This is a genomic window from Bradyrhizobium sp. WU425 (assembly GCF_021052305.1).
GTDB classification, from domain to species: domain Bacteria; phylum Pseudomonadota; class Alphaproteobacteria; order Rhizobiales; family Xanthobacteraceae; genus Bradyrhizobium; species Bradyrhizobium canariense_D.
Genome location: NZ_CP088089.1, coordinates 4,110,147 through 4,123,173, shown reverse-complemented (window position 1 = coordinate 4,123,173; position 13,027 = coordinate 4,110,147). Strand labels below are relative to the sequence as shown.

Sequence of the window (13,027 nt, the reverse complement as noted above, 5' to 3'; positions counted from 1 at the left end):
AGAGGGATCGTTCGTGAAGGGACGAAATGCCGCGCTAGAACTGCGAATAGTCGATCGGCTTGTGGCGATCGAGCGTACGGGTGACCGGCGGCAGCGGGTACTTCAGGCCGGTGGCGCAGTTGAACAGCATCACGCGGTCGGACCTGCTGACGCGGCCGTCGGCGAGGCTGTCCTTGTAGGCGGCGTAGGTGGCAGCACCTTCGGGGCAGAGCAACAGCCCCTCCTCGCGCGCGACCTCGCTGAGCGCCGACGAGATCTTGTCGTCGTCGACGGCAATGGCAAAACCGTTGCTCTGCCGCACCGCGCGCAAAATGAGAAAGTCGCCGATCGCCTGCGGCACGCGAATGCCTGACGCGATGGTGTGAGCGTCCTCCCAGCGCGTCGCATGCTCGGTGCCGGCCTCATAGGCGCGCACCATGGGCGCGCAGCCGGAGGCTTGCACCGCGACCATGCGCGGGCGCTTGCTGCCGATGAAGCCGATCTTCTCTAGTTCGTCGAACGCCTTCCACATGCCGATCAGGCCGGTGCCGCCGCCGGTCGGATAGAAGATCACGTCGGGCACGTCCCAGCCGAGCTGCTCGGCGAGTTCGAGCCCCATCGTCTTCTTGCCTTCGATGCGGTACGGCTCCTTCAAGGTCGAGGTGTCGAACCAGCCGACTTTCGCCTTGCCCTCGCCGACGATCTTGCCGCAATCGTCGATATAGCCGTTGACGCGGTAGACGGTCGCGCCCTGCAGCTCGATCTCGCTGACGTTCACCTCCGGCGTATCGGCCGGGCAGAAGATCGTGGTCTTGATGCCGCAGGAGGTCGCATAAGCCGCGAGCGCCGCGCCGGCATTGCCGTTGGTCGGCATCGCCATATGCTTGATGCCGAGCGCCTTGCCCATCGACACCGCCATCACGAGGCCGCGCGCCTTGAACGAGCCGGTCGGCAAGCGCCCCTCGTCCTTGACGATGATCTCGCCGCCGCCGAGTTTTGCACCGAGCTTGGGCAGCCGGATCAGCGGCGTCGTGACCTCGCCGAGCGAGACGATATCCTGACATTTACGCACCGGCAAAAGCTCGCGGTAGCGCCACATGTCGGCGGGGCGCTGGGCGAGCGCGTCTTTCGTCAGCGCCGTCTTCACACCGGCAAGGTCGTAGCGCACCAGCAGCGGCTTGCCGGCCTTGGAGAGGTTGTGGACCTGGTCGGCGGCGTAATGATCGCCCTCCATCGCGCATTCGAGATGGGTGACGAAGGTAGGGCGTTCGATGGTGAGGTTGTCGTTGTCTTGCATGGGGTGATTTCCTTCTTGTTTTGCAAACAGATCCCTCCGCTCGTCATTGCGAGCGCAGCGGAGCAATCCAGAGTCTTTCCGCGGAGGCAGTCTGGATTGCTTCGCTTCGCTCGCAATGACGGTGGTGGGCGGCGATGCGCGCCCGTCAAATATTCAGCACCCGTCCATACGCATCCAGCACGGCTTCCTTCATCATCTCCGACAGGGTCGGATGCGGGAACACCGTGTGCATCAGCTCCTCTTCCGTGGTCTCAAGGTTCATGGCGACGACGTAGCCCTGGATCAGCTCGGTGACCTCCGCGCCGATCATGTGGGCGCCAAGCAGCTGGCCGGTCTTCTTGTCGAAGATCACCTTGACCAAGCCCTGGTCCTCGCCGAGCGCGATGGCCTTGCCGTTGCCGACGAAGGGGAAGCGGCCGACGCGGATCTCGCGGCCGTTCTCCTTGGCCTTGGCTTCGGTGAGGCCGACGGAGGCCACCTGCGGCTGACAATAGGTGCAGCCCGGGATCAGGTTCTTGTCCATGGCGTGCGGATGCAGGCCCTTGATCGCCTCGACGCAGATCACGCCTTCATGTTCGGCCTTGTGAGCCAGCATCGGCGGCCCCGCGACATCGCCGATGGCATAGATGCCGGGGATGTTGGTCTTGCCGTAGCCGTCGATCACGATGACGCCGCGATCCGTTTTCACGCCGAGCTTCTCGAGTCCAAGGTTCTCGATGTTGCCGACGACGCCGACCGCCGAGATCACGCGCTCGAACTCGGTCGTCACAGGCTTGCCCTTGCCGTTGTCAATGGTAGCGACGACGCTGTCGGCCTTCTTCTCGAGCTTGGTCACCTTGGTCGAGGACAGGATCTTGATGCCCTGCTTCTCGAAACGCTTGCGGGCCAGGCCGGCGATCTCGGCGTCCTCCACCGGCAGGATCTGCGGCAGCACTTCGACCACGGTGACGTCCGAGCCCATGGTGTGGAAGAAGGAGGCGAACTCGATGCCGATCGCGCCGGAGCCGACGACCAGCAGCGATTTCGGCATCCGCTCCGGCACCATCGCCTCGAAATAAGTCCAGATCAGCTTCTTGTCGGGTTCGAGGCCCGGCAGCACCCGCGGCCGCGCGCCGGTCGCGACGATAATGTGTTTGGCCTGATACGTTCCCTCGCCCAGCGCACCCTTGGGGCCCTCGACGTCCGACTTCTTCACGGTGACTTTGCCGGGCGCGTCGATCGAGGCCGCGCCCCAGATCACGCTGACCTTGTTCTTCTTCATCAGGAAGCCGACGCCGTCGTTCAGCCGCTTCGAGACGCCGCGCGAGCGCTGCACCACCGCCTTCGGATCGAACGAGACGTTATCGGCCGACAGGCCGTAATCCTTGGCGTGCTGCATGTAGTGGTAGATCTCGGCCGAGCGCAGCAGCGCCTTGGTCGGGATGCAGCCCCAGTTCAGGCAGATGCCGCCGAGATAGGATTTTTCGACGATCGCGACCTTGAAGCCGAGCTGGGCGGCGCGGATCGCGGTGACATAGCCGCCCGGACCGGAGCCGATGATGATGATGTCGAAGGATGTCTCGGCCATGGCGGCTCCCATTCAACTCAAGAGGCGCCGCGGGCGCGGCGCTTGATCAGAAAAGACCTCACCAGCCATTCGAGCATCGTCGCCAAAGCCATTACGGCCAAGGCGATCGGCACGACCGGCTGGGCGATGTTCCGTGCCAGTTGTTCACCGGCAAAGAACGCTGAGTAAAGAAGATCGAGCCCAATCGGGTTGAGCGCGACGACTGCTCCAAGCAGCAGCGACATCCATGGCCAGCGGGTACGGACATGCAACGGTGCCCCCTCTACCGCGCGTCAGACCATCATCATGACGGGATTTTCGATCAGCTGCTTGAAGGCGCCGATCAGTTCCGCGCCGAGCGCGCCGTCGATGGCGCGGTGATCGCAGGACAGGGTCACGCTCATCATGTTCGCGATCTCGATCTTGCCGCCGCGGACCACAGGCCGCTCCTCGCTGGTGCCGACCGCGAGGATGGTCGCATGCGGCGGATTGATCACGGCAGTGAAGTGGCTGATGCCGAACATGCCGAGGTTCGAGACGGCCGTCGTGCCGCCCTGGTACTCTTCGGGCTTCAGCTTGCGCGAGCGCGCGCGTGCCGCAAAATCCTTCATCTCGTTGGAAATGGTCGACAGCGTCTTGGTCTCGGCCTTGCGGATGATCGGCGTGATCAGCCCCCCGGGCATCGCCACGGCGACACCGACGTCGGAATGGTGGTGCTTGACCATCCCGGATTCGGTCCAGCTCACATTGCAATTCGGGATCTTCTGCAGCGCCACCGCCATCGCCTTGATGACGAAGTCGTTGACCGAGATCTTGTAGAGCGGCTTCTTCTCCTTGTCCTTGGGAGCAGCCGCATTGATCTCCTCGCGCGCGGCGAGCAGCTTGCCGATGTCGCAGTCGATGGTGAGATAGAAGTGCGGGACGTTCTGGATCGACGCGGTCAGACGCTGCGCAATCGTGCGGCGCATGCCGTCATGCGGGACCACCTCGTAGGAGCCCGGCTCGAACAGCGCCAGGATCTGCTTGTCCGACATGGTCGGCGCGCCCGAGGGTGCACCTGACGGCGCCGCCGCGGGAGCCTTGAGGCCCTTGCCGGACTTGGCCTGCTCCACGTCGCGCGCGACCACGCGGCCGTGCGGGCCGGTGCCGGTCACCATCGCAACATCGACGCCAGCTTCCTTGGCGAGCCGGCGCGCCAGCGGCGAGGAGAACACGCGGCCGGCATGGCCGTTGCTCTGCGCAGCCGGTGCTGCGGCCTGCGGTGCAGGTGCTGCGGCGGGCGCCGGCGCGGCCTTGGGCGCAGCAGGCGCAGGAGCCGGCGCAGCAGCGGGAGCTTCAGCAGCTTTCGGAGGTGCGGCCGAAGCGCTCGGTTTGGCGGCACCTGCCGCCTTCACGTCCTCGCCCTCGCCGGCCAGCACCGCGATCACGTCGTTGACCGGGACGTCCTGCGTGCCCTCGGGCACGAGGATCCTGGCGATCGTGCCCTCGTCGATGGCCTCGACCTCCATGGTCGCCTTGTCGGTCTCGATCTCGGCGATGATGTCGCCGGATTTGACCTTGTCGCCTTCCTTCTTCAGCCACTTGGCGAGGTTGCCCTTCTCCATCGTCGGCGAAAGAGCGGGCATCAGGATGTTGATGGGCATGCTGACCTCAAGAAGAACTTTGCAAAAATCCGTCTCCGGACCGAAGACGAACAGACCAGGTTAGTTGCCGATGTCGCCCTGCCACAGGCGCTCATTGGCAGGGATGGAACGCCAATTCTTCATCATGGTGATGGAGCGGTCGTCGGCAAGGTCGATCCAGGAGATGCCAAACTTGTCGAGAATGTCCTTGGAGCCCTCGAAGGTGACGGACTCTCCAATAACCACAAGCTTGACCTTGAACAGTGAGAGCGCACCGGCACACATCGCGCATGGCGACAGCGTGGTGTACATGACGGTATCGTGGAACGAAATCGCACCCGCCTCGCGCAGGCAACTCATCTCGCCGTGCAGGATCGGGTTGTTCTCCTGCACCCGGTTGTTGTGGCCGCGGGCGATGACCTTGTTGTCGCGGGTCAGCACGGCGCCGATCGGCAGGCCGCCTTGCGCAATCGAGGCTTCCGCCTCGCGGATCGCCTCCAGCATGAAATCGAAATGATAGGCTTCGATCGCCACGGTCAGTGCCCCTTCCCGCGCGGCGTCGTGGTGCCGGTGTCGGTGGGACGCTCGATCTCGGCCTGGAACATCTCGATGATCCGGTTCAGCGCGTCCTCCTCGGTGTATTCGCTCTCGCGCGCATAGGCGCGCGCGGCGTGACGGGCGAGATCGACGAGCAGCAGGCCCCACATGTCGGGCTCGTCGAAGGCCCGCTGGAACGCCATCGACAGCCCGCCGTCCAGCACGAACACGCGCAGGATCTCGACCGCATCATCGCGGACGAGGACGTCGGGTGGCAATGGCTGCTCCTTCGGACCCGCCATGGTCTACCTGTAGCAGACGGCTTTGGCGGCCTCGATCACTTCGGCAGCCGAAGGCAGCGCGAGCTTTTCCAGGTTCGCGGCATACGGCATCGGCACGTCCTTGCCGGAGACCCGGGTTACAGGCGCATCCAGATAGTCGAAGGCATGCTCCATGATCCGCGCGGCGATCTCGGCGCCGACACCGCTCTGGGCCCAGCCCTCTTCCACCGTGACGGCACGTCCCGTCTTCTTGACGGAGTTGACGATGGTGTCGGTGTCCATCGGACGCAGCGTGCGCAGGTCGATCACTTCGGCCTCGATGCCGTCCTTGGCGAGTTCGTCGGCGGCCTTCAGCGCGTAGCTCATGCCGTTCGACCACGAGATGATCGTGACATGGCTGCCGGAGCGCACGATGCGCGCCTTGCCGATCGGAATCACGAAATCGTCGAGCTTCGGCACCTCGCCAGTGTGGCCGTAGAGCATTTCGTTCTCGAGGAAGATCACCGGATTGGGATCGCGGATCGCAGCCTTGAGCAGGCCCTTGTAATCAGCGGCCGAGAACGGCGCGACGACCTTGAGGCCGGGGACGTTCGAATACCAGGACGAATAATCCTGGCTGTGCTGGGCGGCCACGCGGGAAGCGGCGCCGTTGGGCCCGCGGAATACGATGGAGCAGCCCATCTGGCCGCCGGACATATAGAGCGTCTTGGCCGCGGAGTTGATGATCTGGTCGATCGCCTGCATAGCGAAGTTGAAGGTCATGAACTCGACAATCGGCTTCAACCCGGTCATCGCGGCGCCGACGCCGATGCCGGCAAAGCCGTGCTCCGTGATTGGCGTGTCGATGACGCGCTTGGCGCCGAATTCCTGAAGCAGCCCTTGCGTCACCTTGTAGGCGCCTTGGTATTCGGCAACCTCTTCGCCCATCACGAAGACGTCGGCGTCGCGGCGCATCTCTTCGGCCATAGCATCGCGCAGGGCTTCGCGGATGGTCTGCGTCACCATCTCGGTGCCTGCGGGCACTTCCGGGTCGGGTTCTGCGACGGCCTGCGGCGCCGGCGCAGCCTTGGGAGCTGGAGCCTCGGTCTTCGCGGCGGCAGGGGCTGCGGATTCGGCAGCCTTCTGCTGCTGGGCAGGCGCGGGCGCCTTGGCGAGATCGGCGGCACTTTCGCCATCGGCCAGAATTGTCGCGATCGGTGTGTTCACGGCAACGTCGGCGGTGCCCTCGGGGATCAGGATCTTGCCGAGCGTACCTTCATCGGTCGCCTCGACCTCCATGGTCGCCTTGTCGGTCTCGATCTCGGCGATGACGTCGCCGGACTTGATCGTCTCACCCTCTTTTTTCAGCCATTTGGAGAGGTTGCCCTTCTCCATCGTGGGCGACAACGCGGGCATCAGCACTTGAATTGGCATATCGGCTCCAAAAGAAAGCTTGCGCGCGTTCAGCGGTAAATATCGGTCCAGAGCTCGGCGGCATCCGGCTCGGGATCATGCTGGGCGAAATCGGCGGACGCGTTGACGATGTCGCGCACCTCGGCGTCGATCGCCTTCAGATCCTGCTCGCTGACCTTGGCGGCCAACAGGCGGTTGCGCACCTGCTCGATCGGATCCTGGTCGTGGCGGACTTTTTCGACCTCCTCGCGCGTTCTGTACTTTGCGGGATCGGACATCGAGTGGCCGCGGTAACGGTAGGTCTGCATCTCCAGGATGAAGGGTCCCTTGCCGGCGCGGCACCAGGCCGCCGCCTCGTCGCCGGCGGCCTTCACGGCGCGGACGTCCATGCCGTCGACCTGCTGGCCGGGAATGTTGAAGGAGGCGCCGCGCTTGGAGAAATCCTGCTGCGCCGAGGCGCGCGAGACCGAAGTGCCCATGGCGTAGCGGTTGTTCTCGATGACGTAGATCACCGGCAGCTTCCAGAGCTCCGCCATGTTGAAGCTCTCATAGACCTGGCCCTGGTTGGCCGCGCCGTCGCCGAAATAGGTGACGCTGACATTGTCGTTGTCGCGATAGTGATTGGCGAAAGCGAGCCCGGTGCCGAGCGAGACCTGTGCGCCGACGATGCCGTGGCCGCCGTAAAAGTGCTTCTCCTTGCTGAACATATGCATCGAGCCGCCCTTGCCCTTGGAATAGCCGCCGCGACGGCCGGTGAGCTCGGCCATGACGCCTTTGGCCTCCATGCCGGTGGCGAGCATATGGCCGTGATCGCGATAGCCGGTGATGACCTGATCGCCCGGCTTCAGGGCCATCTGCATCCCGACCACCACGGCCTCCTGGCCGATATAAAGGTGGCAGAAGCCGCCGATCGCGCCCATGCCGTAGAGCTGGCCGGCCTTTTCCTCGAACCGCCGGATCAGGAGCATGTCGCGGAGCGCCTTGAGCTCCTGCTCTCTGGTGAATTCCGGGGGCGAACCGCCGTCGGTCTTGTCCTGTGCAGTACTCGCGGCGGCTTTCTTGGGTGCGGCCATGGGAATTCCGGGTCAGAGAAAACTTCAGCCCTGTCTAACCCAAGTCAAACGCCCTTGGAAAGCACCGCGGCGGCATGGCACGCCTTTCATTATGCCGCACTGCAACGCGATCGTAATATTGCAAAATCTTTGACGCGGATCGGGCAACATTTAGCTCCCCGACTCCCGCATCGTGTGTGGAATACCGATCGCAGACCCGCTCACGTCAGCCGCAGGAAGCAACGGGCTGCTTGCATATCGCAATCGCGCTGGCTCGATGGAGTCAGCGGCAGACCGCAAACCCCGCAAATGGCGCTTGTGCCGCTCGCGTGTCAGTTCGCCGGGATTGTCCGGACGAGATCGCGCGGATTGACGTAGTCGAGCTGGAAGCGCGCCCGCTCGTCCAGCATGTCGGGGTCGATCTTCGCGGAGCGCAGCAGCGAAACGCGCTGCTCGCTCCTGGCGCGCTCGCGCTTGAGCTGCGCCAGTTCGCTGGTCAGCGCCACGATCTCCTGGTCGAGCTCCTGGCGGGCGTTGAGGCCGTATTTGCCGGTATAGGCGTTGACGCCGAAATAGCCGACGATGGCGGCCGCCATCGCATAGAGGGCAAGACCGGTCAGGATCGATTTCAGGCGCGCGCGGGAGACCATCCTGGGAAGATGGGACAGGTTGGTTAAGGGCGTGCTAATTGCCCGCCCGCTTGGCGTTCCAATGCCTGGCTCAGCCGTCATGCTCGGCCTTGTGCCGGGCATCCACGTTCTTCGTCAATTTGGCAAAGACGTGGATGGCCGGGACATCTAGCGCGAAGACGCGCTTCGCGCTTTTGCCCGGCCATGACGGAGACCCGGGGTTCGCGGCCTCAGCCGTGATGCTTCGCGACGTGCACCGCAAACGCGTCGATATAGGCCTGGAGCACCGGCTTCAAGGACTCCTTGGTCAGGTTGCCGTCGGCATCGAACGCGTCGCCCACCCCGTTCAGATAGGCCTCCGGCTGCTGCATGATCGGGCCGGAAATGCCCGGCAGGATGTTCTGGAGCGTCTTGGCGGCACTGACGCCGCCGAGCGGGCCCGGCGAGTTCGCGATGATGCCGACCGGCTTGTCGTTGAACGAGCTCTTGCCATAGGGCCGCGAGGCGACGTCGATGGCGTTCTTCAGCACCCCCGGGATCGCGCGATTGTATTCCGGCGTGACGAAGATGACGCCGTCCGATTTCTGGATTTTTTCGCGGAAAGACAGCCAATCCGCCGGCGGCGCTCCCTCGAGGTCCTGGTTGAAGAACGAGATGCCGGCCGGCGTGATGACCTCGAGCTTGAGCGAGGCCGGCGCGAGCTTGGCGAGCGCATTGGCGATCTTGAGCGAAAAGCTGTCCTTACGCAGGCTGCCGGCGATCGTGACGATATTGTAGGCCATAGAGTGTCCTCGAAATCTTCAGCGGGAGTGCCGGGTCGGCACTTAAGCGATCTCGACCGATAGATGCAAGTGCATGGACTGGACGGATTTGGAAACGCTGGGTTTCTGAACGGTTGCCCAAACAATCAGGCCGCCAAGTGGCGGCCCGATCCCTGGTACAAATCTGCAAATCGGCTCAGATGGTCGGATTCCACGCCGACGGGATCAGACGATATTTGGCGCCGTCCTTCTCGACATGGCCGACCGAGGGGAAGGTGAAGTGGAAGCCGATCACGGTCGCCTTCTCGGCGGCCGCCATGTCGTAGAATTTGTGGCGGGTTTCCTGCGCCAGCGCTGCATCGGTGTCGAACACCACATGCCAGTTCGGATTGCGCAGGAAGAACTCCGGGATGTTGGTGACGTCGGACTGGATCAGCACCTTGGAATCGCCTGAGGCGACCGCGAACGAGGTGTGCCCCGGGGTGTGACCGGGCGTCGCGATCGAGGTGATGCCCGGTGCGACCTCCTTGCCCCACTCGTACTTCGTCACCTTGGATTCGAGGCCGGCAAAGGTCTTCTTCACGTTGGCGAAGTAGTTCTTCATCATCGCGTTGGACTCGGCCTTGGCGGCGTTGTCCTCGCTGGTCCAGAACTCCCAGTCCTTGCCTGGCACCATGATCTCCGCATTGGGGAAGGCAAGCGCGCCGTCGGCGAGACGAATGCCGTTGGTGTGGTCGGGATGCAGATGCGAGAGCAGCACGACGTCGATGCTCTTGGGGTCGACGCCGGCGGCCTGGAGGTTCTGCAGCGTGCGGCCGACCGCGCCCTTGCTGGGCTCGAGATTGGCGACACCGTTGCCGGTATCGATCAGCACGAGCTTGGAGCCGGTGTTGATGAGCTGCGGGTTGAACGGCACCGTGACCATGCCCTTCGGCATGTAGGCCGCCTCGCCAGCGGCCAGCGCTTCCTCCTTCGGCGCGTTGACGACGAACTTGTCCGGCATCGGGAAAGTGCGCGCACCGTCATTGATGGAGGTGCACTCGTAGCTGCCGACCTTGTAGCGGTAGAAGCCCGGCGCCTGCGTGCCGGCTTGCGGTACTGAGGCATTGGCGGCGGTCGGCCCAAAGCCGGTCACGGCAGCCGCACCGAAGGTGGCGGCGCCTGCAAGCAAATGGCGGCGATTAAGATCGGTCATGAGGTCCCCTTCTGAGCGCCCCGCGGTTTTCCCGCGTGCAAATGGCGGCGGAATAATCCCCGGCTTCGCTCAGAAGGCAAGACCTTCTTTCGGTGACGTGCCGTCGCACGTCCCGATTATTTGTTCGGGTTGATGAGGAATTTTTCGCCAGTGGCGCGTTTGGCGTACACCGCGATGTTGGCGGGATCGAGCGCCTCGGAAAGCGACACCACCTTGGTGTAGTGGCTGGCAAACGTGGTCTTCAGTTCGTCGACGACGCGCTGGCGCAGCCTGGCCCCGTCCGCCTGCCCGATCTTCATCAGGAACGGAAACAGCAGCCAGCCGCCGACGCCCCAGGCCATGCCGAAGCCGCGCGGCAGCTCAATCGGGCGGACATCGAGCGCGCCATAGACATAGACCTGCTTGTGCACGTTGGAGCCGTAGCGGCTGTATTCCTTCGCGGTCTTGTTGATCGCGACTTCCATGCAGTTGAGGATGTCGCCGGCGAGCTTCCCGCCACCGATGGCGTCGAAGGCGATGGTGGCGCCGGTCTCGACCAGCGCATTGGTGAGATCGCCGAGGAAGCTCGGTGCGGTGGAATCGACGACATATTTGGCGCCGATCTTGTGCAGGATGTCGGCCTGCTCCTTGCTGCGCACAATGTTGACCAGCGGGATGCCGTCCTTGATGCAGATCTTGTTCAGCATCTGCCCGAGATTGGATGCGGCCGCAGTGTGCACCAGCGCCTTGTGACCCTCGCGCCGCATGGTCTCGGTCATGCCGAGCGCGGTCAGCGGATTGACGAAGCAGGAGGCTCCTTCGGCCGGCGTGGTGCCTTCCGGCAGCGGCAGGCACTCGCGCACTTTCAACGTGCGATACTGCGTGTACATCGCGCCGCCGATCATGGCGACGGTCTTGCCCATCAGCGCCTTCGCGGCATCCGAGGAGCCGGTCCTGATCACGACTCCCGCGCCTTCGTTACCGACCGGCATGGATTCGTCGAGCCGGCCTGCCATCGCCCGCATCGCGCCTTCCGGCACTTTCGCGGTGATGACGGGAGCTTCTTTGGTGCCCGAAGCCTTTGCCGTGCTCATGTCGGCCGCGCCGATCAAGAGCCCGAGGTCGGACGGGTTGATCGGCGCGGCCTCGACGCGGACGACAACCTCGTCCGCGGCGGGTTCGGGGGTCGGCACGTCGAGCAGCGAGATTTCGAGCTCACCGCTCTTCTTGATCAGCGAACGCAGTTGCAGGCCGTTCTTGCCGTCGCTCATGTCGATCCTCCCCTGTTCTTGTCCGACCGCTGGCTTATGCCAGCGCCTTCAGTGCCGCCTTGCCGCCGTAGAGCGCCTGCTTGCCGAGCTGCTGCTCGATGCGCAGGAGCTGGTTGTATTTGGCGGTGCGATCGGAGCGCGCAAGGGAGCCGGTCTTGATCTGACCGCAATTGGTGGCGACCGCGAGGTCGGCGATGGTAGAATCCTCGGTCTCGCCGGAGCGGTGCGACATCACCGAGGTGTAGCCGGCCTTGTGCGCCATCTCGACGGCGGCGAGCGTCTCGGTCAGCGTGCCGATCTGGTTGACCTTGATCAGGATCGAATTGGCCCGTCCGGCCTTGATGCCTTCGGCGAGGCGCTTGACGTTGGTGACGAAGAGATCGTCACCGACGAGCTGGCACTTCTTGCCGACGAGGTCGGTCAGCTCCTTCCAGCCGTCCATGTCGTCTTCCGACATGCCGTCCTCGATGGTCACGATCGGATAGCGCGAGACGAGATCAGCAAGGTACTTGGCCTGCTCGGAGATCGAGCGGGTCTTGCCCTCGCCCTCGTAGACGTATTTGCCGTCCTTGAAGAACTCGGTCGAGGCGCAGTCGAGGCCAATGACGATGTCGGAGCCCGCCTTGTAGCCGGCCTTGCCGATCGCGTTCATGACGAATTCGAGCGCGGCGTCCGCCGACGGCAGGTTCGGGGCAAAGCCGCCCTCATCGCCGACATTGGTGTTGTGGCCGGCCTTCTTCAATTCGGACTTCAGGGTGTGGAAGACCTCCGCGCCATAGCGCAAGCCCTCGGCAAAGGAGGACGCGCCAACCGGTAGGATCATGAACTCCTGGAAGTCGATCGGATTGTCGGCGTGCATGCCGCCATTGATGATGTTCATCATCGGCACCGGCAGCAGCCGCGCCGAGGTGCCGCCAACGTAACGATAGAGCGGCATGTCGAGCGAGTTCGCGGCCGCCTTGGCGCAGGCGAGCGACACGCCGAGGATGGCGTTGGCGCCCAGCCGGCTCTTGTTCGGCGTACCGTCGAGGTCGATCATGATCTGGTCGAGCTGGGCCTGCTGCTCGACATCGAGGCCGCTCAGGGCCTCGAAGATTTCGCCGTTGACGGCGCCGACCGCCTTGGTGACGCCCTTGCCGAGATAGCGAGTCTTGTCACCGTCGCGTAGTTCCACCGCCTCATGGGCGCCGGTGGAGGCGCCGGACGGCACGGCAGCACGGCCAAGCGCGCCATCTTCCAGCACGACGTCGACCTCGACGGTGGGATTGCCACGGCTGTCGAGAATTTCGCGGCCGATGATGTCGATGATGGCGGTCATGATGTGCACTTCCGTTCGTTAGGGCTGATCGGTGCCGCGGGTCTTACACGGACCGCAAGCAAATGTGAACGCTTGGAGGGTGGGCTTCGACTGACGCGTGAAGCGGCTCGGACTAAGGTTGACCGCATCTGGTCTGCCGCAAAACCTCAATCTGAAACGGTCGGGGTA

13 protein-coding genes are annotated in these 13,027 nt (G+C 63.8%); all 13 read right to left on the bottom strand.

Annotated features, from left to right (window positions below; translation table 11 throughout):
• Positions 1-34 precede the first annotated feature (34 nt).
• The gene (locus tag BcanWU425_RS20020) at positions 35-1,276 is read right to left on the bottom strand and encodes a threonine synthase (protein WP_204511296.1); all 1,242 of its coding nucleotides are present in this window, start codon (positions 1,274-1,276) and stop codon (positions 35-37) included.
• A gap of 145 nt (positions 1,277-1,421) precedes the next feature.
• Positions 1,422-2,843: a dihydrolipoyl dehydrogenase gene (gene lpdA / locus BcanWU425_RS20015; RefSeq protein WP_204511297.1), complete on the bottom strand. Its 1,422-nt coding sequence runs from the start codon at positions 2,841-2,843 to the stop codon at positions 1,422-1,424.
• 17 nt (positions 2,844-2,860) lie between these two features.
• On the bottom strand, positions 2,861-3,067 hold the full coding sequence (locus tag BcanWU425_RS20010) for a hypothetical protein (protein ID WP_204513939.1): 207 nt from the start codon (positions 3,065-3,067) through the stop codon (positions 2,861-2,863).
• Between the two features lie 48 nt (positions 3,068-3,115).
• Positions 3,116-4,465 (bottom strand): pyruvate dehydrogenase complex dihydrolipoamide acetyltransferase, encoded by a 1,350-nt coding sequence (locus BcanWU425_RS20005; protein ID WP_204511298.1) that lies wholly within the window; start codon positions 4,463-4,465, stop codon positions 3,116-3,118.
• A gap of 60 nt (positions 4,466-4,525) precedes the next feature.
• Complete coding sequence (locus tag BcanWU425_RS20000) at positions 4,526-4,978, bottom strand: nucleoside deaminase (RefSeq protein ID WP_204511299.1); 453 nt, start codon at positions 4,976-4,978, stop codon at positions 4,526-4,528.
• Positions 4,979-4,980: 2 nt separating this feature from the next.
• The gene (locus BcanWU425_RS19995; protein WP_007590623.1) at positions 4,981-5,283 is read right to left on the bottom strand and encodes a DUF5076 domain-containing protein; all 303 of its coding nucleotides are present in this window, start codon (positions 5,281-5,283) and stop codon (positions 4,981-4,983) included.
• Between the two features lie 3 nt (positions 5,284-5,286).
• The gene (locus BcanWU425_RS19990; RefSeq protein ID WP_204511300.1) at positions 5,287-6,675 is read right to left on the bottom strand and encodes a pyruvate dehydrogenase complex E1 component subunit beta; all 1,389 of its coding nucleotides are present in this window, start codon (positions 6,673-6,675) and stop codon (positions 5,287-5,289) included.
• Positions 6,676-6,704: 29 nt separating this feature from the next.
• Positions 6,705-7,727, bottom strand: coding sequence for a pyruvate dehydrogenase (acetyl-transferring) E1 component subunit alpha (gene pdhA / locus BcanWU425_RS19985; protein WP_085353223.1), 1,023 nt, complete (start codon positions 7,725-7,727; stop codon positions 6,705-6,707).
• Between the two features lie 311 nt (positions 7,728-8,038).
• Positions 8,039-8,356, bottom strand: coding sequence for an FtsB family cell division protein (locus BcanWU425_RS19980; RefSeq protein ID WP_007590617.1), 318 nt, complete (start codon positions 8,354-8,356; stop codon positions 8,039-8,041).
• A gap of 209 nt (positions 8,357-8,565) precedes the next feature.
• Positions 8,566-9,117: an NADPH-dependent FMN reductase gene (locus BcanWU425_RS19975; protein ID WP_085353225.1), complete on the bottom strand. Its 552-nt coding sequence runs from the start codon at positions 9,115-9,117 to the stop codon at positions 8,566-8,568.
• A 175-nt stretch (positions 9,118-9,292) separates the two neighbouring features.
• Complete coding sequence (locus tag BcanWU425_RS19970) at positions 9,293-10,291, bottom strand: MBL fold metallo-hydrolase (protein WP_085353228.1); 999 nt, start codon at positions 10,289-10,291, stop codon at positions 9,293-9,295.
• Positions 10,292-10,407: 116 nt separating this feature from the next.
• Positions 10,408-11,541: a zinc-binding dehydrogenase gene (locus BcanWU425_RS19965; RefSeq protein ID WP_018458063.1), complete on the bottom strand. Its 1,134-nt coding sequence runs from the start codon at positions 11,539-11,541 to the stop codon at positions 10,408-10,410.
• Between the two features lie 34 nt (positions 11,542-11,575).
• Positions 11,576-12,859 carry a phosphopyruvate hydratase gene (gene eno / locus BcanWU425_RS19960; protein ID WP_018458064.1) on the bottom strand — a complete coding sequence of 428 codons (1,284 nt, stop codon included), beginning with the start codon at positions 12,857-12,859 and terminating at the stop codon, positions 11,576-11,578.
• Positions 12,860-13,027: the final 168 nt, after the last annotated feature.

Coding starts and splice junctions, on each gene's coding strand:
- BcanWU425_RS19965 (WP_018458063.1), bottom strand. CDS start 11,541: ATGAGCGACGGCAAGAACGGCCTGCAACTGCGTTCGCTGATCAAGAAG.
- pdhA (WP_085353223.1), bottom strand. CDS start 7,727: ATGGCCGCACCCAAGAAAGCCGCCGCGAGTACTGCACAGGACAAGACC.
- eno (WP_018458064.1), bottom strand. CDS start 12,859: ATGACCGCCATCATCGACATCATCGGCCGCGAAATTCTCGACAGCCGT.
- BcanWU425_RS19995 (WP_007590623.1), bottom strand. CDS start 5,283: ATGGCGGGTCCGAAGGAGCAGCCATTGCCACCCGACGTCCTCGTCCGC.
- BcanWU425_RS20010 (WP_204513939.1), bottom strand. CDS start 3,067: ATGTCGCTGCTGCTTGGAGCAGTCGTCGCGCTCAACCCGATTGGGCTC.
- BcanWU425_RS19980 (WP_007590617.1), bottom strand. CDS start 8,356: ATGGTCTCCCGCGCGCGCCTGAAATCGATCCTGACCGGTCTTGCCCTC.
- BcanWU425_RS20020 (WP_204511296.1), bottom strand. CDS start 1,276: ATGCAAGACAACGACAACCTCACCATCGAACGCCCTACCTTCGTCACC.
- BcanWU425_RS19990 (WP_204511300.1), bottom strand. CDS start 6,675: ATGCCAATTCAAGTGCTGATGCCCGCGTTGTCGCCCACGATGGAGAAG.
- lpdA (WP_204511297.1), bottom strand. CDS start 2,843: ATGGCCGAGACATCCTTCGACATCATCATCATCGGCTCCGGTCCGGGC.
- BcanWU425_RS19975 (WP_085353225.1), bottom strand. CDS start 9,117: ATGGCCTACAATATCGTCACGATCGCCGGCAGCCTGCGTAAGGACAGC.
- BcanWU425_RS20005 (WP_204511298.1), bottom strand. CDS start 4,465: ATGCCCATCAACATCCTGATGCCCGCTCTTTCGCCGACGATGGAGAAG.
- BcanWU425_RS19970 (WP_085353228.1), bottom strand. CDS start 10,291: ATGACCGATCTTAATCGCCGCCATTTGCTTGCAGGCGCCGCCACCTTC.